Source organism: Microvirga terrae, from assembly GCF_013307435.2.
In the GTDB taxonomy this organism is placed as follows: Bacteria; Pseudomonadota; Alphaproteobacteria; order Rhizobiales; family Beijerinckiaceae; genus Microvirga; species Microvirga terrae.
Window position 1 is genome coordinate 3,836,850 of the sequence record NZ_CP102845.1, and the last position, 25,859, is coordinate 3,862,708.

Annotated in this window: 19 protein-coding genes and 6 pseudogenes; 12 read left to right on the forward strand and 13 right to left on the reverse strand. The window is 55.0% G+C overall.

What is annotated here, in order from left to right:
* Window positions 1–554: 554 nt before the first annotated feature.
* Window positions 555–1,421 carry a UTP--glucose-1-phosphate uridylyltransferase gene (locus HPT29_RS18000; protein ID WP_259060146.1) on the reverse strand — a complete coding sequence of 289 codons (867 nt, stop codon included), beginning with the start codon at window positions 1,419–1,421 and terminating at the stop codon, window positions 555–557.
* 448 nt (window positions 1,422–1,869) lie between these two features.
* Here HPT29_RS18000 and HPT29_RS18005 point away from each other — a divergent pair, with 448 nt between their 5' ends.
* Window positions 1,870–2,217: a hypothetical protein gene (locus tag HPT29_RS18005; RefSeq protein ID WP_173945053.1), complete on the forward strand. Its 348-nt coding sequence runs from the start codon at window positions 1,870–1,872 to the stop codon at window positions 2,215–2,217.
* 449 nt (window positions 2,218–2,666) lie between these two features.
* Here the strand turns inward: HPT29_RS18005 and HPT29_RS18010 are convergent, their stop codons facing one another.
* Window positions 2,667–3,380, reverse strand: a complete 714-nt coding sequence (locus HPT29_RS18010; protein ID WP_173945054.1) for a DUF8692 domain-containing protein — start codon at window positions 3,378–3,380, stop codon at window positions 2,667–2,669.
* A 64-nt stretch (window positions 3,381–3,444) separates the two neighbouring features.
* On the opposite strand from HPT29_RS18010, the gene HPT29_RS18015 reads away from it, so the two are divergent.
* Complete coding sequence (locus HPT29_RS18015) at window positions 3,445–3,708, forward strand: hypothetical protein (RefSeq protein WP_173945055.1); 264 nt, start codon at window positions 3,445–3,447, stop codon at window positions 3,706–3,708.
* Window positions 3,709–4,718: 1,010 nt separating this feature from the next.
* Here HPT29_RS18015 and HPT29_RS18020 read toward each other — a convergent pair.
* The 5 genes from HPT29_RS18020 to HPT29_RS18040 form a co-directional block, all read right to left on the reverse strand.
* Window positions 4,719–5,606 carry a glycosyltransferase family 2 protein gene (locus HPT29_RS18020; protein ID WP_173945056.1) on the reverse strand — a complete coding sequence of 296 codons (888 nt, stop codon included), beginning with the start codon at window positions 5,604–5,606 and terminating at the stop codon, window positions 4,719–4,721.
* 306 nt (window positions 5,607–5,912) lie between these two features.
* Window positions 5,913–7,109 (reverse strand): glycosyltransferase family 2 protein, encoded by a 1,197-nt coding sequence (locus HPT29_RS18025; protein ID WP_173945057.1) that lies wholly within the window; start codon window positions 7,107–7,109, stop codon window positions 5,913–5,915.
* Window positions 7,102–8,451: a UDP-glucose dehydrogenase family protein gene (locus HPT29_RS18030; protein ID WP_259060147.1), complete on the reverse strand. Its 1,350-nt coding sequence runs from the start codon at window positions 8,449–8,451 to the stop codon at window positions 7,102–7,104. Before HPT29_RS18030 ends, HPT29_RS18025 begins: the two co-directional genes overlap by 8 nt.
* A 786-nt stretch (window positions 8,452–9,237) precedes the next feature.
* Window positions 9,238–9,558, reverse strand: a complete 321-nt coding sequence (locus tag HPT29_RS18035) for a transposase (RefSeq protein ID WP_173947185.1) — start codon at window positions 9,556–9,558, stop codon at window positions 9,238–9,240.
* A gap of 84 nt (window positions 9,559–9,642) precedes the next feature.
* Window positions 9,643–9,843 (reverse strand): hypothetical protein, encoded by a 201-nt coding sequence (locus HPT29_RS18040; protein WP_173947184.1) that lies wholly within the window; start codon window positions 9,841–9,843, stop codon window positions 9,643–9,645.
* Window positions 9,844–10,291: 448 nt separating this feature from the next.
* Here HPT29_RS18040 and HPT29_RS18045 point away from each other — a divergent pair, with 448 nt between their 5' ends.
* The 3 genes and pseudogenes from HPT29_RS18045 to HPT29_RS18055 form a co-directional block, all read left to right on the forward strand.
* Window positions 10,292–11,188, forward strand: coding sequence for a glycosyltransferase family protein (locus tag HPT29_RS18045; protein WP_173947183.1), 897 nt, complete (start codon window positions 10,292–10,294; stop codon window positions 11,186–11,188).
* 357 nt (window positions 11,189–11,545) lie between these two features.
* Complete coding sequence (locus HPT29_RS18050) at window positions 11,546–13,030, forward strand: lipopolysaccharide biosynthesis protein (RefSeq protein ID WP_173947182.1); 1,485 nt, start codon at window positions 11,546–11,548, stop codon at window positions 13,028–13,030.
* Window positions 13,031–13,154: 124 nt separating this feature from the next.
* Window positions 13,155–13,358: pseudogene (locus tag HPT29_RS18055) on the forward strand (transposase); the annotation flags it as partial.
* Between the two features lie 37 nt (window positions 13,359–13,395).
* Here the strand turns inward: HPT29_RS18055 and HPT29_RS18060 are convergent.
* Window positions 13,396–14,559 (reverse strand): annotated as a pseudogene (locus tag HPT29_RS18060) (IS256 family transposase).
* A gap of 109 nt (window positions 14,560–14,668) precedes the next feature.
* Here HPT29_RS18060 and HPT29_RS18065 point away from each other — a divergent pair.
* Window positions 14,669–14,824 (forward strand): annotated as a pseudogene (locus HPT29_RS18065) (transposase domain-containing protein); the annotation flags it as partial.
* 168 nt (window positions 14,825–14,992) lie between these two features.
* On the opposite strand, the gene HPT29_RS18070 reads toward HPT29_RS18065, so the two are convergent.
* From HPT29_RS18070 to HPT29_RS18080, 3 genes are all read right to left on the reverse strand, one after another.
* Window positions 14,993–16,255, reverse strand: coding sequence for a polysaccharide biosynthesis/export family protein (locus tag HPT29_RS18070; protein WP_349774702.1), 1,263 nt, complete (start codon window positions 16,253–16,255; stop codon window positions 14,993–14,995).
* Between the two features lie 242 nt (window positions 16,256–16,497).
* Window positions 16,498–16,674, reverse strand: a complete 177-nt coding sequence (locus HPT29_RS18075; RefSeq protein WP_173947143.1) for a hypothetical protein — start codon at window positions 16,672–16,674, stop codon at window positions 16,498–16,500.
* A complete protein-coding gene (locus HPT29_RS18080; protein ID WP_173947180.1) occupies window positions 16,671–17,561 on the reverse strand; it encodes an FkbM family methyltransferase in 891 nt (296 codons plus the stop codon). Before HPT29_RS18080 ends, HPT29_RS18075 begins: the two co-directional genes overlap by 4 nt.
* 961 nt (window positions 17,562–18,522) lie before the next feature.
* Here HPT29_RS18080 and HPT29_RS18085 point away from each other — a divergent pair.
* The 6 genes and pseudogenes from HPT29_RS18085 to HPT29_RS18110 all read left to right on the forward strand — a co-directional run.
* Window positions 18,523–18,717 (forward strand): hypothetical protein, encoded by a 195-nt coding sequence (locus tag HPT29_RS18085; RefSeq protein WP_259060149.1) that lies wholly within the window; start codon window positions 18,523–18,525, stop codon window positions 18,715–18,717.
* 688 nt (window positions 18,718–19,405) lie between these two features.
* Window positions 19,406–20,467 carry an acyltransferase family protein gene (locus HPT29_RS18090; RefSeq protein ID WP_173947179.1) on the forward strand — a complete coding sequence of 354 codons (1,062 nt, stop codon included), beginning with the start codon at window positions 19,406–19,408 and terminating at the stop codon, window positions 20,465–20,467.
* A 212-nt stretch (window positions 20,468–20,679) separates the two neighbouring features.
* On the forward strand, window positions 20,680–21,279 hold the full coding sequence (locus HPT29_RS18095) for a transposase (protein ID WP_173947178.1): 600 nt from the start codon (window positions 20,680–20,682) through the stop codon (window positions 21,277–21,279).
* Window positions 21,280–21,915: 636 nt separating this feature from the next.
* Window positions 21,916–22,542 carry a putative nucleotide-diphospho-sugar transferase gene (locus HPT29_RS18100; protein WP_173947177.1) on the forward strand — a complete coding sequence of 209 codons (627 nt, stop codon included), beginning with the start codon at window positions 21,916–21,918 and terminating at the stop codon, window positions 22,540–22,542.
* A gap of 186 nt (window positions 22,543–22,728) precedes the next feature.
* A pseudogene (locus HPT29_RS18105) lies at window positions 22,729–23,067 on the forward strand (integrase core domain-containing protein); the annotation flags it as partial.
* A gap of 24 nt (window positions 23,068–23,091) precedes the next feature.
* Window positions 23,092–23,225 (forward strand): annotated as a pseudogene (locus tag HPT29_RS18110) (transposase domain-containing protein); the annotation flags it as partial.
* Window positions 23,226–23,247: 22 nt separating this feature from the next.
* Here the strand turns inward: HPT29_RS18110 and HPT29_RS18115 are convergent.
* Both HPT29_RS18115 and HPT29_RS18120 read right to left on the reverse strand, forming a co-directional pair.
* Window positions 23,248–24,318, reverse strand: coding sequence for an acyltransferase family protein (locus HPT29_RS18115; RefSeq protein ID WP_173947175.1), 1,071 nt, complete (start codon window positions 24,316–24,318; stop codon window positions 23,248–23,250).
* Between the two features lie 260 nt (window positions 24,319–24,578).
* Window positions 24,579–25,800 (reverse strand): annotated as a pseudogene (locus tag HPT29_RS18120) (IS3 family transposase).
* Between the last annotated feature and the right edge of the window lie 59 nt (window positions 25,801–25,859).

Consider the following 25,859-nt stretch of genomic DNA (forward strand, 5'->3'; position numbering starts at 1 on the left):
GGTCGAACTCAAGGATCGAAGGAACAGGAAACAGGGTTAACACTAAACTGGCAAATGCCAGAAAGCGACATGTTGTGGGACTTAGCTGAGACATGACCCATCGCTCATTTGCAGGTTTAGCCGATCACCATGGCCGTCGCATTGCACCTCGACAAACCCAGTCATAACCTCGCCCGAATTTCTGGCGCGGGTTCTCACCCAGCAAATGTTATGGCCGGTCTGCTGGCGGTCTTGGCACTGCAGACAATCAGATCGGTGTATAGGCTCGGCTTCGCCGTTCGAGTCACCCAGCAGCTATCATTTCCGTAGATGCGTATCCGCAAATTCCTGGAGGGTAATAGCATCTGCCCCAAAAGCGGACCTGGTTCTAGACTCAATTCAGATGCTTCACTCTATAAAGAGTAGCGCAGCCTTTGACTCGGAAAGGCGAGCCTGCGTTTCCGCATTGTGTGCTCAGGCCCCGGGGCTGGAGTGCTTTAGGATCGCTACAGCCTATTTCATTCAGTTTCGCCTTTAACCGATAGTCTCGCAGATTATCGAATTCGGCCTCGCCTTCACCGCAGCCGCAGCAGCGCCTCGAGCTCCCGCCGGAACTCGGCGGACAGCTCCTCGCGCTCCATCGCATAGGCCACGTTGGCCATGAGGAAGCCGATCTTGGAGCCGGTGTCGTAGGTCTTGCCCTGGTACTTCATGCCGAAGAACGGCTGATCCTTCATCAGGCGGATCATGGAATCCGTGAGCTGGATTTCGTTGCCGGCGCCGCGCTCCTGGGTGGAGAGCAGGTCGAAGATCCCGGGCTGCAGGATGTAACGGCCGGAGATGATGTAGTTGGACGGGGCGGTGCCCTTCGGGGGCTTCTCCACCATGCCGGTGATCTCGAAAGTCTGGCCGAATTCCTGGCCGACCGACACGATGCCGTACTGGTGAGTCTGGTCCTCCTGCACCTCCTCCACGGCGATGATGTTGCCGCCATGCCGGTCGTAGGCGGCGATCATCTGTTCCATGGAGCCGCGGCTGAGCATGTCGGGCAGGATCACCGCAAAGGGCTCGTCGCCCACGAGCTCGCGGGCGCACCAGACCGCGTGGCCGAGGCCGAGGGGCTCCTGCTGGCGGGTGAAGCTCGTCTGGCCGGCCCGGGGCTGGTCCTTGGCCAGGATCTCGAGCTCCTTCGTCTTGTTGCGGCTCTCCAGGGTCCGGTTCAGCTCGTACGCGATGTCGAAATGGTCCTCGATCACCGCCTTGTTGCGGCCGGTGACGAAGATGAAGTGCTCGATTCCGGCGGCGCGCGCCTCATCCACCACATGCTGCACCACGGGGCGGTCGACGACGCAGAGCATCTCCTTGGGAACGGCCTTGGTGGCAGGCAGGAACCGGGTGCCGAGGCCGGCGACGGGAAGGACTGCTTTGCGGATACGCTTCATTGATCGGGCCATAGAGTGCAAATCAACATTAGAAAGAGATGGAGGAACTTCGCTGATGCCTGTCGGAAATCGTATATACGGACGCCGCTGCAGCGCTAGGCCGACAGGCTTGACTGAAGTGCAATATCGCAAGAATTGTGCACCTACAAGCCAGTCAGGGAGCCAAGCTGGGAGCACGTATGGTCAGCGGAGCCCACGGATGATCGCCATGGCGCGAGCAGCAGCGATCCCTGCCCTATGTCCTTGTGTGAAATACGCATGCCTGACAGGGTTCCACTGGTGCTGGCTTTAGATCCTTGACTCTTCGGGCAAAAGCAGCCTGTGTGTTTGTGCAAAATGCGTTATTAAGTCACATTGGAAAGACTGCACCAGCTCCTTATCGACTGCTATCTGTCCAGCCGATTGTCTTCATAAGGATGGATCCATCCACAACATAGGGCCAAAGGCGATGTACTTTTTCCGCAGCGTACTCTTTCTTCTGCTGACGTTGGCCGTGCTGAGCTTAGGCGACGTTGCGCAGGCGCAGGAAGCTCGCCCCTCGGAACCCTTGTCCTATAGCACGTTAAGAAGCGTTCCCGTCGCGCCCAATGGGTCAAGCTATGCGCAGTCGCCAGCATGGGAAAGAGCGGAAAAGCTTGATAAGAGACACAGCGCAACTGCCGCCAAAGCCATTAAGTCCATGTGCGACGAGTGTCTTGGGAGCAAGTACAACAAGCTTGGCCCGAAAACACCCCTCACCCTGCCTGAAGAACTCTCCACTTGGGAAGGCGAGCCGCAGCTCGAAACGGAGCCATAAGCTTTGACTGCCAAGGTGCTGCCGCTCAATGCATAGCAGCCTTCCATGATTGGATCGCCGAAATTCACTATGCTTCAGGGGTTGGCATCAACCGCTTTCCCGCCAAGGCGAAGCGGCGGACAGAAAGTTCATAACTTCTAAGGGCAACTAAGCGAAGAGCGGGTTTGGGAAAGTCGCAATAGGTCGGATTGGGGTTAGCGTCAGCCCACATGAGCTGAATCCGGGCGGAAGAGCACCTCGAGCTCAGGAAGACTTTTGAGTGGCACCGCTGTGCCATCGACCTAAAGGACGAGGAGTGGAGCGGATCAAATTCACCCTCCCCAGCGGGAATGCAACCACCGGGCAAACCTGAGTGAGGTTCTCAATGCTATTCGCTATTTGTGCCCCCTTTAACCAATTCGTTTGAGAGACTTCGCGGAAAGTCTTCCATGGCACTTCTGAGCCATCGCTCATCCGCATCCTTGGGCTCGGAAGCGTAGCAACCCATGGATGAGGAGGTTGATGCCAAGCATTTCTAGGAATTCCTCAAGCGCAACGAGCCGCCGCCAGCTCAGGCCAAATGGGAATTCAATAGCGCCCGACTCTACGGCTGAGGCAATGAGCTCGCAACCCACCGCTCCGCTCATAAACACGATTGCCCCTGCAACAAAAAAGATCAGCACAGATCTGGGGAGGGCTTTGAGGAACGGCACGAAGATCAGTCCCACAATTGCCGAGAACAGCAGGCCAAATACAACCCACGGGTAATAGAAGGTCGCGTTTAGACCAACCTTGTTAAGGACTGCATCGCCAATGAGGGCTCCAATGGTCTCGTGGAACGAGGCTGCCTCATCGAGCGAAAGGAACAGGCACAGGGCAGCTAGCATATACCAACGCCAAGGCTCTAAGCCTGGGTGGCGCTTTACAAGCTTCGCCGAGTCCAAAGCGAATAAGGCCGCCAACTGCCAGAGAAGCGCGCTGAACCACGTCGGGATCGTGGCTTCACGGTCCAAGTTGAATAAGCGGGCGAGTTCGGCGACGAGTTCGTTGTCGGCAGCCCCCTCCAGTTTCCTCTGAAAGAAGATATGGAGAATCGCTAGTACAGCGGCCGCTAGCGAAAGAAGTACGGGAAGGTAGTAGATATCGTTTTTCGCATGGCTTTTGGGCTTATCAAAGGCTTGCATGTGCGGAATCGTCACTGGTGTCTTACGCGTTCACTCATCGCTAGCTACACTCAGTGTACCCCACATGCCCATTGCCAAAATGGAGTATTTTTGGAGCAATCCTGCCGCAATTGCGGAGAGGAGCTTCTTTTTCCATAGGTGGCTGAGCGAAAGTCAGTACGAGCAGCTGCTGCGGTTCGATTTTGAGCTGCGTCTGGGCTATCAGGAGTTCATCAAGAGCGCCGGGACCGCCCGGTTTCTGTGGGAGAACGACACCGAAGCCGACGTACAAAGTATCTTCAACGAGTTACCTGATGTTCCTATGGAATTAGTTGGAGATTTGAGTTGAATTTGCTTTGAAAATATAGATAGACGAGACCTCTCCTCGCGGTGCCCATCGTCAGAGACAACAGAAGTTCGAGAGATGTCATACGCACTTACATTTATCGTTCCAGTCCGACATCAGAGTTCTGTTCCTGACTGGGGTGCTGTTAGGGAGTTAATGGTAGAAACGGCGCGGTCGATCCGGTCACAGACCAGTTCATCGTGGCAATGTGTCTTTGTCTGCAATGCGGGTGCATCTCTGCCGGTTCTTGGTCCCGGGATAGAAGTATGCTGCGTTGACTTGGAATATCGTCCTTTGCCGGACGCAGGCAACGATCCGGAGCCACGGTATGAGGCGATCCGAGCTGATAAGAGACGGCGGGTTCTTGCAGGCATTCTAGCCATGAAGCCATCCGGTCACGCGATGGTGACGGACTATGATGACTTGGTGAGTAACCGGTTGGCTGCCTTCGTAGCGGCGAATGCCAGTCGTCCCGGATGGTATTTGAACAGCGGCCTCGTCTACGATGGATCGCGAATTGTGTACCGGATGGCTCGTGGTTTCGACGAGTTGTGCGGCACCTCCCTTATTATCAATACGGATTGCTACCGACTTCCGTCGTCGTTGCAGGACGCGACGAGACCTATCTGAAACAATGGTTCGGGAGTCATAAGTTCACCAAACGCTACTTGGCCGCTGCCGGAAAGCCTCTTGAGCCGCTCCCTTTTGATGGCGCAATGTACCGGATTGGTTACGCGGGTGCCACAAGCGGTTCGGCTACCATCCGTAAGACTTACTTTCAGAGATACCGCCTGCGTAAGAACCCAAGACAATTCCTCTCTGATCTGACCAGCCTCCGACTCATGACGCCGAAGATGCGGCGAGAATATCTCGGCTAGATACGGCGGCGTAGAAGCGCAAACAGCCCTCCAGAACTCACTTGATCTCTCAACAATAAGAGGGTTTGTAGATGAACTGGCAGATGTGTGTGTTGCGTACCTGCCGGTCGGAATCACCGACCAAGCCCTGCACAATCATGAAACCGGTCGACGCTGGGTTCTGCGTCCTATGAGGTGCTTGAGAGCCACAAACCAGAATGGTTGTTCTTGACGCAGCAATTCGCGTTCTAGAACCATGCGGGTCCTGAAAGTGAGGGGTGCCCCGCGCCTCAACCACTTCAGAAAGCGCAGGCGATCGGCACTGAAAGCCTGATCGCTGTGGGTACCTTCGGCTTTCGCTTGATTGCACATCGAGTTGCGGTGCATGCGGTAGGCGGAGACGGGCTCGTTCAGCAGATAGACGTCATACTGGCATAAAATTCTCGCCAGAACCGATGTGTCATCGTACATCCCGCTGAGCAGACCTCCACTCCGCGAGACCCGGTTCAGGACCTCTGTGCGATGCAGGGTGCTGCAAACAGCGGGGTGCATGTCTTCGGATCGGATCAGGCGTGCGAGGAACCTGGGACCTTCAGTTACCCCATTAGGCAAGGGATCGAAGACCTGGGTGTAGTCTTCGAGGTCCAGACTACAGTCCCAAGCCCAAAAAACCGTTGTGGCAAATACGGCGGCGGCGGTGGGAGACGTATCAAGAGCCGCAACAAGGCGCTCCAGGCAATGGGGATACAGGATGTCATCATGGTCGAGATAGAGCAGGTATTCACCGCGAGCCTCCTGAGCACCCAAATTGCGTGAGACTGTAGTGCCAAGGTTCACGCAGCCAGGGTGCTCAAGATAGCGGACTTTCGGCTTTTTAGCGGCGTCCTGAGCAATCACTGTGCTGGCATCGGTCGATCCGTCGTTGACGAGAATGAGTTCCCAATCAGAAAATGTTTGAGCCTCGACACTATTGATTGCCTCGCCAATAAAATTCTCTCCATTCAAAAAAGCAATGACAACGCTAACTTTTGGCCGATGGTACATGAGACTGTCTTTAGGCAAGAGCGCGAACCATGGTGCCACAGTTGTTGCGATTAGCACAGTCTCGAGCGCTGGAAGCGCCAACGTAAAAGTCTACTAACGTATAGGTATTACGGTGAACCTGATTAAGAACGATACTCCCGATCAGATAGCCTGATATAACGAAGAGTATGTCAACACCGATGCAGCCGGCTGGATAACGTGTGCCGATGTGGAAAGCGACAATAGGCAACACGGCAAGCACACTCAATCCATCAATGTCGGCGCGGTAACGCCCGGAAGCAAGCTGGCTGGTACCCGAGGTAAGACTCACGCTGGTTTTCTGCCCACCCTTGCACCTACAACACTCAAGATCGCTCTAGAGCCTGCGAAATTTGTTGCTGAGTAGACAGTTTTTGCAGCGCTTCGGATGTCAGCCTGCCTAAGGAAATGGTTTAGATAGAAAGGAAAAGCCCATATGAGGTTTTTCCGGATCTCTGGTCCAAGCGAACGATTAGGCTCTGCCTTCAACATTTCCAAGATGCCACAGGTGTTCTCCTGAAGATGAGAGAACGGCCTCTCGATAAAGAGCTTCCGCAGGATCCGGCTCTCTTCTAAGCTAAGCTCACACTTCTTAATCTCCCGTGACAATTCAAGAGCATACTCCAAGTCGCTTACAGCTAGCTTCCAGAGAGACTTGCGCCCCATAAGGACAAGGCGCTGGAACAAGCAGGTGATCTCATGTGCTTCCGTTCGCTCGTCCGCTGATATCATCGACGGCTTATATGCGGAAAGCGGCAAGGTTTTATACCACTCTCTAAAGAACCTTTGATCGTACGATTGCCAGACACTTTCACGATCTTGAAAGCGCGATGTGGCTGTCGCCGGGCCGCGCTGCCCCGAATGACGGCGCTGGTAAAAGACCACATCGCTCGTTTCTGCACCTGAGAACCGATGAGCAATCCGCAGAAGCATCTCATAGTCTTGAGATCGCGCTAAACCTTCATCAAAGGGACCGATCTTATCATAGGTTGCGCGCCTCACGAGCATGCCTGGTTGAAACACAAAGCACCGCTCCATCAATTGAATAAAGATCGATTGGAACTCCAAGCGCTCGTGATATGGCAAGGGAAAAGTTTCAACAGGAATGCCACTCTGATCGCTCCGATCAAAATGCAGGTACCTCCCAAAGGCAAAACCGTGACCTCTTTCGCTGTTCAGGGCGTTTTGCAACGCTCGATGTGCTGTTGGAGCAGCGATGTCGTCATCATCAAAAATCCAGATATTTGCGCCGTCCGTCATGGGGATAGCGAGGTTCAATGAACTTGCCTTTCCGCTGTTCTCCTTCCTACAATAGCGGACAATTCCACCGTACTTTTGAACAATCTGAGGCGTGGCGTCTGTGGATCCATCATCTATTACAAGGATCTCACGCACGGGTTCAGTTTGCCGCAGAATACCTTCGATCGCCTGCGCGATATACGCTTCCCGGTTGTATGTTGGGATGATCACCGAAGTATCAGACATTTGTCTCTCTAGTGACTGATCTTTCGTACATATGAGGAAGTGGCTGTCCGATGCTGACATAGGTGAAGCCGTGGCGGCGCATCTCCTCGGGGCGGTAGACGTTGCGCAGGTCCACCACCACCGGGGCGGCCAGCGTCGCCTTCAGGCGCGACAGGTCCAGGGCCCGGAACGTGTCCCATTCGGTCACCAGCACCAGGGCGTCGGCCCCGCGGGCGCAATCGTAGGCATCCCGGGCATAGGCCACGTCGGTCAGCACCGACCGGGCCGCCTCCATGCCTTCCGGATCATAGGCTTTCACCCGGGCCCCGGCGTCCTGCAGCGCCGTGATCACGTCGATGGAGGGCGCATCGCGCATGTCGTCGGTGTTGGGCTTGAAGGTCAGGCCGAGCACCGCCACGGTCTTGCCGCGCACCGAGCCGCCGCAGGCGGCGATCACCTTGCGGCCCATGGCGCGCTTGCGCTGGCTGTTGACCGCCGCCACCGTCTCGACGATGCGCATCGGCGCCTCGTGGTCCTGCGCGGTCTTGATCAGGGCCAGCGTGTCCTTGGGAAAGCACGAGCCGCCATAGCCCGGGCCGGCATGAAGGAACTTCGCCCCGATCCGGTTGTCGAGGCCGATGCCGCGGGCCACGTCCTGCACGTTGGCGCCCACCTGCTCGCACAGATCGGCGATCTCGTTGATGAAGGTGATCTTGGTGGCCAGGAACGCGTTGGCGGCATACTTGGTCAGCTCGGCCGTGCGCCGGGACATGCTGAGCAGGGGAGACTGGTTGAGGTAGAGCGGGCGGTAGAGCTCGGTCATCACGTCCTTGGCGCGCTCGTCCTCGGTGCCCACCACGATGCGGTCCGGGCGCTTGAAATCGGCGATCGCTGCACCTTCGCGCAGGAACTCCGGGTTCGACACCACGGCGAACTCGGCCTCGGGCCGGGTCTCGCGGATGATGCGCTCGACCTCGTCGCCGGTGCCCACCGGCACGGTCGATTTGGTCACCACCACGGTGTAGCCGTCCATGGCGGCCGCGATGTCGCGGGCGGCCTGGTAGACATAGGACAGGTCCGCATGGCCGTCGCCGCGCCGGGACGGGGTGCCGACCGCGATGAACACGGCCTGTGCGCTCTTGACGGCCTGCGCCAGATCGGTGGTGAAGGTCAGGCGGTCCTCGCGCACGTTCTTGGCCACGAGATCGTCCAGGCCCGGCTCGAAGATCGGGATCGCGCCCCGGTTGAGCGCCTCGATCTTGGCCGGCTCCTTGTCGACGCAGCAGACCTCGTGCCCGAAATCAGCAAAGCAGGCGCCCGACACCAGCCCCACATAGCCCGCTCCGATCATCGCAACACGCATCAGAGACTCCCATTAAACTCAAACATATATGATACTATAGAACAAAATTCCAACTCGCAGGCCTGCATTGTTCTCTAAGCGATTAACGATAGCCGACAACTTAAGTCTGTTTCATCGAACGTCCCGCGCTAATAGCGTCAAAGGTTGGATCTGCTAAGGGCGTTAAACCATGTTGCAGCGCAATGTCCAAGCATAAGCTGGACCGCTTTCGCCTCTGAACCGCTTCGTTCGCATTGCAATGCGTTACGACAGTGGAACGGCATAGCTGAGCATGCGCAGCCCTGTTGGTCATCGAGCTCTGGCTATTAGAAGCGATCAGACCGCGAGGCAAGATCACAGCTATGACTTATGATTTTAAGGTGGTTGCATTAGAAACTCGCAAATGCAAGCTGTGCGGAGGCCTAAGATAGGGTTAGCATAACCGCGAGATGGTGCACACCCACTCGAAGTCCTATTGCTTCGATAGCTAGCTAACGCGGTGTGCGGGTTTTAGGCTGCGATTAACTTAGCGAAGGCAAGCGACGAGATACCACTGCGTTGACACAGCAGTAGCGCCATCGTGTGGCTGACGAGCTTGCGCAGCCACCGGGCCGTCAAGTGCCAGACGTCCCGTGCCCACATCTGCTTGGCATGATAGCGCTCGTTCAGCTGGCTCAGGACCGTTTCAATCCTGCGTCGTGTCTGCACGAGCCAGTGCGGCCAGCCTCCCGTCTTTGCCGCCGCCCCTTGAGGCGGCGCCAGCAGAGCAAGCCCCTGCGTCGCCAGATCCTCCCGCAGGCGCGGGCTTCAGTATGCGCCGTCCGCCAGAGCCCATCCCCTCTGGTCGGACAGGAGTTCAGGCGCAAGGGCAAGATCAGCCGCATCGGCGGGGGCTAGGGTGGCGGCAGCGATAACGCCCGGACACGTGACGCACAGATGCAACCGCAGGCCATAGTAGGTCCGATGGGCGAGAGCATCATGGCCGAAGCTGGCAATTCCCGGAAAGCTGCGACAGCGGTGCGCCCGCGCGAAGTGGCAGACCGGTACCGGCAGGCTATCGAGGAGCGCCAGGGCTGGGTCCTGACGAGCCGTTGCGGCCAGGTGCTGCCACAGCCGGGACTTGATCACCCATAGGTTGGCAGCCTGACGGGCGAAGGTCGTTCGATGAACGGTGAGCAAACCGGGGAAGAGGTCGCCGAAGTGGCGGCGGAATTAGGCATAGAGCTCTAGGTCGGTATCGATGTGCAGGAACTCGCCGACCGCTTCGATGGTCATAACTTCGCTGTCGGCCAGCGTGGGTGCAGGACCGCGCTGGCGCAGCTTGGGGCAGGACTGGCAGAAGAAATCGTCGATGGTGCAGAAGACGGTTATGATGAAGCGCTCGGGGTCAATAGTAGGCTCCTCTGGCAGCAAACAGGCGTCGCAGGCTGTTCACCGCTTCAGGATAGCCGTGGATCTCGAGGCCTAAAAACCCGCACACCAGGTTAGCTAGGGCCCCTCCGCTTCCGCCGCAGTCGATCAATTTCAACCAACCTAAACTTCTTTGTCTAACTTGTTCATTATCTTAGTTGAATCGAACTATCCACAATCTTGCGAGCCTCCATAAAAAGTCGGGAAAGCCGAGGAAAGGCAGCTCTAGGCTGCGATGTCGACTCATTCCCCGCAGAATTATTGATGTACGACGAAATTAGTTGTATTTGGCTGCCACACCGCAACAAAGTGTCTGTATATGTTGTATAGTATCAACATCCGGAATCGTGTCAACCGTCACCATACTGGCAACCATGTGAGGATAGTTCATTCGGTGGATGAGCCCGTAAACATCACCGCATCTCCTTAGGCCGCTGGTGGAGAGTGAGAATTGTTCGTTCGTTCTTTGTTAAATCGAGCATTATGGGGAATTAAGTGGCGTTACCGATACAGGTGGCATCCTGCCCTTCGTGATAACCTTAGAGGATACACAGCTCTCGCCGCAGCACGTTGCTGGTGGCACGTCAGAAAGCCTCAGAAGGCGCACGATCTGCCTGGCGACTTAGTAATTTCTTTGACGTCGTATGAACCGCGCTTTAATACCCTTGTTTTCACCCTCAGATGCCTCTTATCACAGACAATCAGGCCTGATCGGACTGTTCTTTGGCTTGCTCACGGGGACACCTCGATCCCACCGGAAATAGTCGATCTTTGTCAGTACGGGCTTGAAATTCGTTACACTACGGACATCAAGTCGTACAAAAAAATTATTCCTAGCCTCAGGGCTTTCCCTCATGCGTTCATCGTCACGGCAGATGATGATACGTACTATGGCCCCCACTGGCTTGAGCACTTGATTAAGGCATGGGAAAAAGACCAACATCAGATCGTTTGTCGGGTTGCCCGACAAGTTACGCTAAATCAGGATGGTTCCTCGAAAGCCTACAAAGATTGGGAATATGCTTCGGCGCCGGAAGTCTCGCCAAGCCTACTTCCGATTGGCGTTGGCGGCGTATTGTATCCGCCAAACTCTCTCCATCCAGACGTGCTCGATGAGCAAACTTTTCAGGAACTCTGCCCGAGTGGAGACGATCTTTGGCTTTATTGGATGGGAAGGCGTGCCAAGACAATTTACAAGAAGATTGGCGGGCCTGGTGTGCCACCAACTTGGCCGACATCTCAGAAGCGTAGTCTGTTCCATGAAAACTTGCTCATGAGCAAAAACGACCAGCAGATCGGCGCACTGACAAGGCACTTTGGGTTTCCTGTTAAGGCGCAACCAAATTGATGCATCAAAAACTGTAGACTTATTCAGCACTCTGAAGCTGATCTCGAGAATTCCTGCAAATCCCTATTTGCTATCTACGACACAGCTACGCCATGGAGAGCGATTGCAATGACACGCAGTAGGCAGCTTTCTTAGCGGAGCGGACAAGGTGTACATATGGCCGAATTAACAGCGAATACTCGCGAAGGGATGGTCCATTTTGTGCCTTGGCGTCGCAGCAGGGATGTATCCGGCATCAAATGTGGCACGTCCCGTGTCTGAAGTTGGCAAACTCCGCGGTCCCTCGGTGGTCTGCCATAAGTGCCATCTAGCTCCGCCCTCCCTAACAAACCCTTGCGTGTACGAATTGAGCCAATCATGAGCAGCGAAACTACAAATCTATCGCGCATAGCCATCCGTGGCGGCGCATTCATGGGTTTCTCGCAAGCGGTGAAAGTCGGCTCACAGTTCCTTTCGGTGATCCTTCTAGCACGCCTGCTCACCCCCGAAGATTTTGGGTTAGTCGCGTCAGTTGGTCCAATAATTGTCTTTATCTCTCTATTTCAGGATCTTGGGCTTCAACAAGCACTAGTCCAAAAGGATAAACTAGACAATCTGCAGATTAGCGACGTATTCTGGGCGTCGACAGCTGCCGGAGTGATATGCAGCATAATAGTTGTGCTTATTAGCCCTCTGGTTGCTTCGTTCTATAGCGATCCGAGACTGATAGCCGTAACCTCAGCCTCGGCAATTCCACTACTGATTGGAAGCCTTTGTTCAATTCCGCTAAGTATTCTCAACAGAAATCTGCGTTTTCGCACGCTTGCCACCATCGAAGTTATCTCTATTGCTGTGGGATTGATTACAGCTCTAGCCAGCGCGATCATCGGGATGCGATACTGGTCGTTATTAATTTCTACATCAGCGTCTTCATTGACCACCCTCGTTGCTTCTTGGGTATCAAGCCGTTATACGCCCATGAAACCGAGATTTCGTATGGACCGAGAGATCATATCGTTCGGTGCTGGTCTAACAGGTTTCAACTTTTTGAACTTCTTTTCCCGGAACCTCGACAATGTTCTAATTGGAAAATTTCACGGCAGCGTTGAACTTGGTTATTATGACCGAGCATACAAGTTGATGGTCTTCCCGCTGCAGACAATTAGCGGCCCCTTGTCACGCATTATGATTCCCATACTGAGTCGCTTCCAAACCAACCAAGTCAAATTCCGAGAGATCTATCTGTTCTCTGCGCAAATACTGTGTTTCGTTGCCGTACCTGGCTTAGCATCTTTAGTAATTATCTCTGATACTTTCGTTGATATACTGTTCGGAGAGCGGTGGGCGCCAATTGCACCTGTTTTCTTCTGGCTCGGGTTAGCTGGACTGCTACAACCTCTTGGGAATTCTACTGGGTGGGTTTTCATCTCTCTAGGACGTACAAAGGCAATGTTTTACTGGGGTATCTACAGTTCGATTGTGACAGTAGGCTCAATCCTGGTGGGCCTTCAAGGCGGGTCGGTTGGAGTGGCAAGTGCTTATGCTTTGAGCAGTTATCTTTTGAAGGAACCAGTACTATATTTCATTTTAGGCAGGAAAGGTCCAATCTTCCTCGCGGACTACTGGCTTATTCAGGGACCATTGTTAGCCTCTGCTGGCCTAAGCTGGTTCTTCGTCCATTTTGGCTTCCAGGAGGCACTCTCCCTTGCGGGTTTCCCCCTGATATTGATGACACTCCTGACTTGCTATCTGCTCTCCCTACTATCCATGCTTTCTCATGCGAGGGGCCGCAAGACGCTCGCAAAAGCAATCGGCATGATCTTGAGAAGCTCGATCCAGCCGAGTTCAACTCACCCGCAATGAACGGTGTAAGAGGCTGGTGAGCAATCATCTTTCCTTTTCTGTGATGAGGTGACACGGGCGAAGTGGTCCAGCTCTTTTGTTAGTTTTCTCGGCAGATTTCCTTTCGGGACGAAGGAGGTTTGTCATGAAGAAGAAGCGGTTCTCGGTTGAGCAGATCGTGGCGGTCCTGAAGCAGGCGGTGCTGGGGCTGCCGGTGGCCGACCTGATCCGGCAGGTCGGCATCTCGGAGTAGAGGTTTTACCGCTGGAAGAAGCAGTACGCCGGCCTTGAGTCGGATCAGGTGCGCGAGCTCAAGCAGGTGTTCGAGGAGAATACCCGCCTCAAGCGGCGGGACTGCCAGAATTTCCGTGTACAGGCCGGGTTCATCATCCCAGCCGGAAGCGGCCTTCGAACAGAATGGCGAACTGCGCTTTCGCCATGCCCCATTCGCGTGGCGGCATTTTCCACTCTTTCTGCGTCTGCCTCAAAACCAGGAACAACAGCTTGAACGCGCTCTCGTCGGTGGGAAAGTGCCCGCGAGCCCGCACCGCCCGGTGCAGCTTGGCATTCAGCGGCTCGATAGCATTGGTGGTGTAGATGATCCGGCAAACCTCCTCAGGAAAGGCAAAGAACGGGATCACCGCCGCCCAATTGCGTCGCCAAGCGGCCGCGATGGCCTCGTACTTGCGGCCCCAGACCGATTGGGCGAACGCCTCCAGGGCCGTCTGGCCAGCCTCGGCATCCTTAGCTCGGTAGATCGCCTTCAAGGCTGCTGCCACGGCTTTGCGATCCTTGTAGGCTACGAAGGCAAAGGACGAGCGGATCAGATGCACGATGCAGGTCTGGACCTAGGTCTCGGGAAACACTGCCGTGATCGCCTCGGGAAAGCCCTTCAGGCCATCCACCACCGCAATCAGCACGTCCTCGACGCCGCGGGTCCGCAACTCGTTCATCACCCGCAGCCAGAACTTGGCGCCCTCGCTCTGCTCGATCCACAGCCCCAGGATCTCCTTGGTGCCGTCCGGCCGCCCCCAAGGGCGAGATAAACCGCCTTGTTGCGCACGGTGCCCTCATCGCGCACTTTGATCCGGATCGCGTCGAAGAACACCAGGGCGTAGAGCGCCTCCAGAGGCCGGTTCTGCCACTCGCTGATCTCCTCCAGCACCGCATCCGTGACGGCGCTGACCAGATCCGGCGAGACCTCGATTGCCGTACAGCTCGCGCAGGTGGCCCTGGATCTCGCGCACGCTCAGGCCGCGGGCGTGCATCGACACGATCTTCTCATCGAAGCCGGGAAAGCGGCGCTGGTACTTGGCAATCAGCTGCGGATCGAAGGTGGCCATTCGATCGCGCGGGATCTCCAGGTCGATCCTGCCGGAGTCGGTGAGCACTCTCTTGTGGCCATAGCCGTTGCGGGTGTTGCCGACTTCGCTGTCCTGATCGAGATGGTGGTCCATCTCGGCATTGAGCGCCCGCTCGGCCAGAGCCTTCTTCAGCTCGTCAAGCAGCCCGTCCCTGGCAAAGGCTGATTGGGCCTCAGCACCCGCCAGCTGCTAATCGAGCAGGTGGTCGGGAATGCGGGGTTCCTTGCGGCGTGCCATGCGATGTCTCCCCCATGATCATCGTAATGGCCCCACACGAAATTCCCGATAGTCCCGCGGGCGCACATGGGCAGCCAGCGCGAGCCTTCTGACTACGGCCAAAATGAACAACGTCGATCCACACGCCTGGCTGACCCGAACGCTCGAGCGCATCGCCAACGGGGGGCCCAACCGCAAGATCGAGACCCTCATGCCGTGGAATTATCGCTCCTGAACGGCATCAGCTGCACGCTTACTCCCTGTGGGTGCTGCACAGCCTCAGCTCCATCTAAGCCATTCTGTAATACTACGCCCCCTTAGATCGCGAAGCATTACAGTTCAAAACAAAGTCTGGCTTTGGGTTTGTCTGACGATCTAGGTTAGGAAGGTCAAATTAGAAGGTTCATAGCTGAGGGCGGTCATCAGGAAGAAGAACTTCTACAACGTCCCCTGGAAGAAGATCGGCATCTTCTTCGGAGGAAATACGCTCCACACCAGTTGCCCCTTTTCGCAATACAGAAATCTTTAACTCATTACCGAGATCGCGCGAAAGTCCGGTCTGCGATCCGCCGATGTATCGGAATCTTTCCTCAAGTCCCGAAAGCTTTGTTTGTGCCTGTGCTATTCTGGATTGTACCTGTTGAAGCTCGTCGTTTAAGGCAATACGCTTCTTGGCATCGGCTTCTTCAAGGGATCTTCTTAGCACTTCTCTGTCTCGCTCGAGCTGAGAAATCGCAGATGTCGTTTGCAGAACGCGCGTTCCGGAAAACAGCATTGTTCGACGTGCATCCGATAGGCGCGTGACTGCGATGTTGCCCTTCTCGAACAAGGCACTAACCCGCGCAAAGTCCTCAGCATCAGCTTGACTTCCGGCTTCCTCATTCTTCAATTGGTCGGCTAATAGAGCAAGGCGCTTGTCTGCCTGCTCAATCGTTTTCTGAATCGAGGCTTTCTGTTTGGAAAGATCGTCCCGCCGCGTCTTTAGCTGCTCTTCCACGTTTGATCTTATTTGACGGACCATCTCTTGATCGAGGGGAGCCATTGAGAAATCAGGGAAAGGAGCGTTGTTCCCGGTCAACTCACAATTGATCCGCCAGACAGTGGCATGGTCATTCACCAGTTGCACCCAAAGTGCCTTCATATCAGCACGGACTTGAGCCGCCTCAAGCCGAGGGTTCGCAAGTCCGGCGCGCCCTGCGCCGAAGCCACCCGCCACGGTAATTGCCTGCCGGATTGTCATGCCGGGCCGGAACGGTTGCTGCCCAGGGTTGGCAACATCTCCGGTGAGATAAATCGGCCGATATTCAGAAATCTGCAAGGTGATTTCGTTGGCCGTAATCACGATCGGCTCAGATTGTCCACCCGGCACTCTCTGTTGGAGCACAGCGCTCGAATAGGCCTGCCGAATAGCCTGAGATAGCTCGGGCAATGTGCGCCCAACAGCTTTCACACTGCCGATGAGCGGCAATACAATCTCTCCGTCAACCCCGATTGTGGACTTTTGCCGAAGTTCCGAGAACCCCGCGACGGAGAGCTCCAATACGTCACCAGGTGCCAGACGGTATTCCGCAAAAGCGGGCGTCTGCAACACTATGCACACCATGGGAATGCTTGCCCAGGCCCCTACTCGGCTCCAAGGGAGAAATCTTCTTCGCTTAGCTGTCATTTTTCCAAGATGGTTAGCCCAGACATAGCAACTATAAGAGCCAGGCAGTTTGAATTATAAGGGAGGTTCTGAGCGATCTTGCCTAAAAGCGTTGAATTGTAAAGACGCGTTACACAGAAGATGAAATTTAGTTGCATAACACGAGGCTATCAGTTGTAACTTTGCAATGCTGATTTATGAATCGTAAGTCGAACCAGGAACTGTGCGGATTTGCGTTGCTTTTGTGGAGAGCGGTTTGGTAGCTATTCGACCAGCCTCTCGAACTGCGCCGGACTGGCATAATCCAGTGTCGAATGGCGCCGCACAGGGTTGTAGAAGCCGTCGATGTAACGGCCGATTGCCTGCAATCGAGATAGTTGAGCCGAAACGCTCAGGCTCAATCCAGCCCACCAAAGCCGGATTTGAACACCTAAACTCATTCCGGCCTTCTCCAAATTAGGTCGCCGTATTTAACTGTGTAGGGGTTAACAGAAGTGGTTGATCCGTCAGGTGCTACACCACGCGGCTCGAAACCTAGTTGAAGGAGAAAATCTACAAGCTCATTCGTGTCATTTCCAAAACGGCTGAGATTTCCTTGATCGACCTCGATCTGAATTATAAGGCTGGGGCTCTGTTTGATTATGTTGAGTGCACCTCGAAGTACTGGCAACTCATATCCCTCTACATCGATTTTGAGATAATCAAGGTACACTATCCCATGCCTCCTTAGACTCTCGTCCAGAGTAACCATAGGAACTTCGATACCTTCTTGGTTGAGCGCAACGTGGGTTGATCCGGAATTGCCCTGACCATAATTCAAAAAGATGGAGCCCTCCGTATCTCCCACAGCAACATTGAGGGGAATAACATTATCGAAGCGATGCAGATTAATATTCCTAGTGAGGAAATCAAACGTATACGGGTGAGCTTCGTACGATATAACCTTTCCCGTCTGTCCCACTACCCGCGCTGCCTCAAGCGCATAAACGCCAATGTTGCCGCCAACATCACAAACTACACTTCCGGGCGATAGCGCGCGCCGAAAGTGCATCAAGAGATTAGTTTCAAACCCTCCGGCTATTTGATCCTGGAATGCAGATATGTTGTTTGGCATTGTTAGTAATTCCATGCCGCCGGATGTCACATATCTCAACTCGGAGGAGCATATCTCCTTGATTGTCCAACCTATCAAACTTGATACAGTTTTGATATAATCATCTTTATACCTTGATGTGCTTCTCATCCACTGTACCCGCCACGGAAGCTGTTTTATCGGATTGGGAATCGCACGTCTAACCCCGATGGGTATCCATTCTTTCGAGATCATTCCTACTCTACCTCTCCTAATGATAACAACGTAGTGCTTACCTTGAACTCGCTGAGTTTGGCCAGACCAACTGAAGTAGCCCCCAAAAAATCGGACACAGTTTCATGTCTCGGGAAGAGACGGGCGTAGTGTTAGAGCGTGCAATGGTTGCGTGGGACCGGCAGAGCAGATTCCATAGGGTTGATTATGGTCTGCTGGGAGGCATCCCATGCCAGTTCCTCTGTGGCGAGAATTGCGCGAGCGGATTGTGGGTGCGATGGAAGGGGGATCCTCCATCCGACAGGCGGCTCTGCGCTTTGAGGTCAATCCGTCGGCCGCCGTGAAGCTGGTGCGGCGCTGCCGCCAGAGCGGCAGCCCGGCTCCGGCCCACTTTAGTTGCCACCCCACTCGATCCTCACGCCGCATGAGGCTCTCGTGCGGGCTCTTCTCGACACCAAGGCGGCCATCTCGTTGGTGGAGATCCAAACCGAGTTGCGCCAGTTCGGCATTGTGGTCAGTGTGACCTCCACCATCAGCCACTGGCTCGGGCGAGCCGGCTTGGCGCACAAAAATGGGCCTGAGAGCCGCCGAGTCCACGACAATGTGCCACGTACGGCCTTTTACCTTCTTGGCCGCGCCATAGCCCCTGCGCACTGATTCAAGGAGAATGTAACCGAGCGCGTTCGTTGCCTCACCTAAAATGCTACCCGTAAAGGCGCATCCCGCATGAGCCCTTCACCACGAGGGAGGCATCATGACGACGAAGATGACGCATGCCATGCGCATGGATCTCACCAATGCGATCCGGGATCGCTATACGGCCGCTGCGAACAAGGACAAGCGCAGGATCTTGTAGGAATTCATCGCCGCAACAGGTTATCACGAAAAGTTCGCAATTCGTGTTCTGAACAGGCTCCCGGAGCCGAAGCGCCGGCAAACCCGTCAGCGCCCGTCGTTCTATGATGAAGTCGCTCGAGGCGCTTTGATTGTACTGCGGGAGGCTTCCGATCGCGTCTGCGGCAAGCGCCTCAAGGCCTTGCGGCCCATCCTCTTGCCGGCGCTGGAACGCAATGGACATTCGAAGCTCGAGGCGGAACTCCGCTCCAAGGTCCTGTCGATGAGCGCCGCCACAATCGACCGCTTGCTCCAGACGCCGAGGCGCGCCACCCGCACGTAGAAGCTCCCACGGGCGGCCCCGAACTCATCTGGCAGCATGCGCCAGTCGCAGCCGGTGCGAGCTAGGTGTGAGATTGGCATTGAGCATCTCGCGCAGGTCTGCCTTGGGATTGCGGCCATGCCGCGCAGGTGGAGGCAAGATCGGCCGGATCCGCTGACATTCCTCGTCGGTCAGGCCAGTGGGATAGCGCCGCCGCTCAAAGGCCTTCCGGCACCCGCGATGCTCTTTCGTCCACATTGGGCCCATGTAGACCCGACGCTACCCCGATCCGCTCCACTGCGACGTTCTCGAACAGGATCTGAGGTCTATGATTGGTCCTTTGCCTATGATCAAGCTCCTCTCGCGCGGCTTCATACGATTGCATCAGCGCTGAGTGGCAGAGCAAGAGCATACCACCGCCAAGCCAAGGCGCTTTACCTGCCTTGTGCACGGCTAACATTGTTTACTCCAGATGCATGCTCATTCCGATACCATAATCATATTGTATACTAAGCTCCACAAGCTAGCAAATATACTACAGTTTGTTCAGGATTATTTAGCACAGCAGGAAGTCTTATCTAAAACTAATAAGCTGTACAAACTTAGTTATGGACACGGAGCTCCAAAACGGTATCTAAGGTTGTGGGATTGTGATTTGCATTGGATGGGTCCGGAATTGCAAACGAGTGTACCTCATCGGATCGTTGCCTTGGATTCGCTGCGTGGCATAGCCGCACTTATTGTGATGTTAAGTCACTGCTACGGGGCGTTGCCGCCGGCGATTTTTGAGGTGGTGGACCCATGGGTTAAGCTCACTCCCTTGCGCATAATCAGAAATGCGCACTCGTGGGTCATATTTTTTTTCGTCCTGAGTGGATTTGTACTTTCTTTGGGATTGATATCTAGATTCCCGCTCACAGGCTACGGCAAATATGTCATAAAAAGGTTTGTTAGAATCTACATTCCTTTTGCTGGCGCCACATCAATCGCTATCCCACTTGCCATCTTCTTTGCACCAATGCCTCATGAATTAGGCGGCGTATTTGACGATAATTGGTCGAAGCCAGTTACGCTTCGGGCAACACTCGAAATGCTGCTGATGCTAGGAACAAGGAGCGGGCTCGACCTCAATGGCGTCTCTTGGAGCCTCTTCTACGAACTTCGGATATCGGTATTGCTTCCATTTCTTTGCCTGTTGCTGATAAATTCTCGTTGGCTTCCTGGCTTGCTATACATTACAGTCGCAACTGTCGCAGTGCTTTTAATAGAAACTGGCGGAAATACTGCCATTAGTGAAGTTCGTGGCACGATTCACTATTCAACGTTCTTTGTAATTGGAGCAATGATTGCTGCCACAGGCAACTTCTGGCGGTGTCTGTTGCAATCATTCTCAAACCTCGCTCGAGCATGCTGTGCATTATTCGGGCTCGCACTTATGCTTCCATATAGTGAACTTGCCAATGGAGCTGGCTCTCTAATACTTATCGTGGTAACTTTAAACTCGGAGAGCCTCCAATCATTCCTGTCAAAAAGTATATTGACGTGGCTAGGCAGGGTATCATTCAGTCTCTATTTAACCCACCTGATAGTTTTATTGTCGATCGGGCACGCTTTCGCTGGCGCTCTTCCAGTGCCTGCATTACTTGCTCTGGCCGTTTTGATGTCGCTGCTAGTTGCAGAGCTATTTCACAGGATGGTCGAAGCCCCAGCGATTAATATATCCCGTGCGATTGGAAAAAACTCAAAGCCTGCGTTAGTCGAGGCTACGTGAACCGTGTGAAATCATCCGGAAGAGGTTAGAGCCCGTCCGGCGCGGAGACGGATGAAGGAAACGTGCACGGTTTTCGGAAGAATGGATCATTAGTTGTACTACAGCCCGGGTTTACGGTAATCGGCCGTTCAAGGCCGCCTTACGAAGCTTGTCGTGTTGTGTGAGGTTACGTCGTTAACGACGTCGTTGTTGACGTCAGCAAGGCGTAAGCAATGCGGCAAGAGATACTGACAGGCGTGGAGCGCCGGCGACGCTGGTCACAGGAGGATAAGCACAGAATCCTGAGCGAAATGGGTGTGGAGGGCGCGAGCGTTTCCGATGTAGCCCGGCGCCATGATGTCACCCGGCAACACCTGTACCAGTGGCGGCGGGAGCTGCGTCGCACGCGCCGGGAGCATCGGACCCTGGTCCTCTGGGACGAGACCGGGCACAGCCTCCGGATCCGGCCGGGCACGACCTGGGCGCGGCGCGGGCTGACCCCGGTGCTCCAGCGGGTGAGCAAGCGACGTGAGGTGTCGAGCGTGGTGGCCATCACGCCGGACGGGCGGCTGGTTGCGCGCCACTTACGCACGTCCATCTCAAGCCACTGCGTCATCCAGGCCCTGCGCTTCTTCCGCCACAAGATCGGCACGCCTCTGCTGGTGGTCTGGGACCGGCTCAACGCGCACCGCTCACAGGCGACCACGGACTTCATCGCTTCGCACGCGCAGGACTATGCGGTGGCCTATCTGCCGGCGTATGCCCCGGAGTTGAATCCGGAAGAGCAGTGCAATGCCCTCATCAAGCGTGCCATGGCAAACGCCCTGCCCTGATCAGTCGACAACCTGCATCGGCTCGCCCGTCGCGAGTTCGGCCGCCTCAAACGGCATCTCGAGATGATCGTCCGCTTCTTCCGCCATGCAGGCCTCTCCGTTACAGGCATCCCGTGAAGATCATTAGTTTCCTTCTGAGGGGATCTCGGGTACCAAAAATGGTGGAGGTCGACATAGGAAACGCCGCTTGAGAAATGTCCATTTGCCTTTGAAGCCATTTTGCCTTGATTTCAGAGGTACGGATAGGAGCTTGAGCCCCACAGAGGCCTCTTTAGTAGGAAAATCAGTTCGTCGGTCTTGGGCAACACTTGACATCAGACGCTTCGGACATGCTTGGTTTCGGATCGATTGGAGGGAAGATTGGCGATTGATCCAGACAGACCGCAGATCAGTTCTATGATCTGCCATCGAGACATAGATCTTGGGATTGAGTGCCTAGGATCACTTTTGCGTTTTTCGCGGGACCCTGTTCAACTTGTGCTTCACGATGACGGCTCAATCACGAAAGAGGATCGAGCGAGATTAGAAAACGCTCTTCCTAATGTTCGTATAATCTCAAAGGAGGAGTCGGACGACCTTGTGTACCCTCTGCTCAAAACCTTCCCACACTGCGAAGCATTTCGCAGACGTTCAGCAATGGGCATGAAGCTTGTTGATGCTGCTCTTATGTTAGAAGGAAATATAATCTTATGCGACACTGATATATTGTTCGTTCGACCTTTCCATAGTGCATTCGTGTTTCCAAGCGAGGATGTAGATGTTATACATCTTAAGGATTACGCTGACTCCTATTGCTGGAAACCTTGGCAAACTATGCGCTATAGTTTGCCACATAGATTTAACGCTGGGATGATGATGATCCGGCGGCGCTTCTTTGAACTTGAGGGAATGGAGCGCCTGGTCCGAACCATTGAGACTAGCTACGGGTACTCAGCCAATCGATCGTATCAGTGGTTTGTGGAACAGACTTGCTGGGCGGCACTTGCAGGAAAGCTTCGCACGTACCGATGGAAGCCAAAGCAGATGCGTGTAATCTCAAAACATGACCGGTACAACCAAGATTTTGTTGCTGGTCACTTCGTCGGATCGGTTCGACATTTGCTCGCGGCTTATCGCGATGAAGCACAGCGCTGGGGGTATGGAGATGGAAGTCCTTCAGTGCAGATCGAACTTGAGAGAGCCGAACCTTATTCCATTTCGAACTTCGCAATCAATCGGCTTCAAAATCGCCTGTCGTCTGCGAGTGCAAAACTTTTCACTTGAGATTTATTAGAACTTAGGCATGCACTTTGGGCTAGTTTCTTGACGGCAGCGCTACAATGACCTGCCGCTGAAATTTTCCTCCACGTTGAGTTAGAGTCCGGCCCCTCACAAGGACGGACAATGAAGCGTTCACGGTTCGCGGACGAGCAGATTATTGGGATCTTGCGGGAGCAGGAGGCTGGTGGTGAGCATCGGATCGAGTGGCATTACATTGCCCCAAGCAAGCCAATGCAGAACGGCTAGATTGAGTCGTTCAACGGCCGCAGGCGGGATGAACTGTTGAACGAGAGCCTGTTCGTCGGACTGGATCATTCCCGCGAGCTGATTGCGGCCTGGGTGGCCGATTACAATACCGCGAGGCCCCATTCCTCATTAGGCTATAGGATGGCCACGGCCTATGCCGCGGGCCTGAGAGCCGCAAGGGTCAATCACGCTGCGCAACAGACAGGCTCCGCGTGCTGGCCCCTTGCTCCTGTCGCGCCACACGGCGTATCACCTGCCGGGGCTCTAACGGCGGCTGGATGAAACTTAAGTGGCAGGTCAGGTGAGCACTGGGCGATCAGTACCTCATTGATCGAGACCTGCACACTGTGCGGGGTGGATCGCAGGCCTACCTCGCCGACGTGCCGAGCCGCATCGCCACCGGCCATCTCAACACCCGCATCGATGGACTGCTGCCGTAGGCCCATGCCGCCGCGCAAGACCTCAACGACGCGGCCTGAGAACATCGATAACGGTTACTTCTTTAGCCTTGCCGCTAATCCAGCGACGCATTGGTGTTTCAAAGAGCACAAGAGATGCCCAAGAGACCGCCATCAGGATAAAACAGCCCAAGACGTACCAAGTCACTCTGGCGAAACCATCCAAAGGTACACGAGCAAGCAAAAACGTCTGAAGTGGGAGATGCAGCATATAGACGGAGTAGGTAAGCTGCCCCAGTGGGGCAATCCTCTTCACCATCCAAATCCTACGATCCTGCACATCGGCGGCGACACCAAAAAAAACGACTGCGTAGATGAGTGGGACGAGAGCTCCCATTGAAGTGCGTGTGAAAGAACCCCAAAAAAATAGCGCCAGAGTGATGAACATTCCAGTAGTGGGTGCGGGAACGCGCTTGAGTTCGTCGCGATACACGAAGAGCGACAGTCCAAATAAGAAGGCCGGAAGGGCACGGACGACGCCGAAGTCATGAGTCCAGATGTACCAAGGATGCGCCCCGCTCGTAATCTGAAATAGGATTACAAATATGATTACAACTGCCGCCAGCGGTACCCATCGTAAACGAGCAACTGCGAATAATAATGGGAACGCAATATACATTGCGAACTCAGCACTAATGGACCAAGAAACGTAATTGAAGGAAGGTGTTGTACAAATTCCGAATGAATGCATTAAGAAAGTAGTTGGGATTAGGCATTGCCAGTTAAACATATCAGGGTATTTGGCGTTAGTTCCAAGAGCTAGGCCGAGAGCTACATAGAGACCAAGGGTTACCCAGTGCAGAGGAATTAACCGAGCAACGCGCTTCCTTAGGAAAACTTGGTAGTCATGACCTGAACCGAGCCGTCCACCATAAACATAGGCGATAACGTAACCAGAAATTACAAAAAACAAGTCTACAAACAGCAGAAAAGCTTCTAAGCGTTCCTTAATTGGATCTATCAGCGTTGATCCGTAATGAAACCAAACGATACCTATTGCAGCTACAAAGCGGAGAAAATCCAAATTAAGGAGTTTGCTAGACTCGGGGCGCAGAACCCATTTTGACTTCTTCAATTCTTTTCAACCAACGTCGCTTGAGTTTCAAATGCTTGACTTCGGCCTACCGAGGGAGGCATCGCAATTCTATATTAGACTGATAAAATTTTCGCTAGAGAGATGTTTAGCCCCAAGATGGAAGGACACGTTATACGCCAAGTCCTCCACAGGAGCGCCACAAGGACGTCATTGCGCGCTTTGGCGGCATCGATTCCGACGAAAACTTCCGTAGATTGTCCCATGGCTCGTCTGTTGTTGCCCCTGAAATATCGGACAGATCATCCCGGTTGACGTGAGGCAATGAACTCACGTGGGGAACGATACCCGAGCGCCTTGTGCGGGTGAAGGCTGTTGCAATGCTCGAACCATAGAGGAAGGCTCTCCATCACCGTCTGGGCATTCGGGATCGGGCTGACGCGGACGTAATCGCGCTTGATCGTGCGCACGAAGGCTTCGGCCATGCCGTTGCTTTGTGGGCTCTGCACCGGTGTGGTCCTCGGCTCCAGCCACATTTCTCGCGCCAGGCTCTTCGTCTCATGGGCGATGTAGCCCGAGCCATTATCCGAGAGCCACTCGATCGTCTGCGGCAGACGGGTCACCGGCCCAAAGCGGTACTCGACCGCCGTGATCATCAGGTCCTGCACGTCCTCACCCTTGATCCCCTCGGTCGTGGCCACATGGCCTAGCACCTCCCGGTCGCAGCAGTCGAGCGCAAACGCCACCCGCACCTTCTCGCCGTTGTCACAGCCGATCTCGAACCCGTTCGAACACCAGCGCAGATTGGAGCGCTCCACCGCCACGCGCCCGTCGTGCCGGCGCTGTTCGGCCCCACCCGCGTGCCGCTGAAGGAGAAGGCCATGAGCCTTCATGACCCGGTAGACGCGCTTGTGATTGGGTGGAGCACGGCCCTGCTCCTGCGCCTGGCGGGTCAGGAGAGCGTGCACGCGTCGGTAGCCGTAGGTCGGCAGGCTGCCGATGATGGCCTTGATCGCCGCCACCAGGTCCCGCGTCCGGCGGAGGCGGCCGGCCCCGGCGCTTTGATGGCCGCCCGGCTGCCTGCTCGGCGATGTTGGAGCGGGCGACCTCAAGGGTGACGCAGACGGCACTCATCGTGAACCGCCCTTGGGCCAGGACAGCGAGCGCAACAGCTGCTTTTTTGGCCTGGTGGCGACCTTCAGCGCCTCCTTGAGGATCTCGGCTTCAAGCGTCTTCTTGGCCCTGCAGGCGCTACAGTTCCCGGACCTGGTTCTGCAAGGAGGGGTACTCCGAGGCGGCAGCGACCTCCTCCTGGGCACTGGTAGCCGTCAGGGCTCCCTGGGCGGCGAGCTCGCGCCGGCGAAACAGTTGGTTGGGCGCCACACCATGCCGGCGGGCGACCAGACTGACCGTCGCATCCGGCTCGTAGGTCTCCTGGACGATGGACAGCTTCTCGGCGGCCGTCCAGTGGCGGCGGTGTTGTGGTCCGTCAAGGACCTCTATCTTCGGAGAAGAACCAGTCATAGCACCAACACTACTCCTACCTCTTAGAGAGGTGGGAGATCGTGTCCGGTCTATTCAGG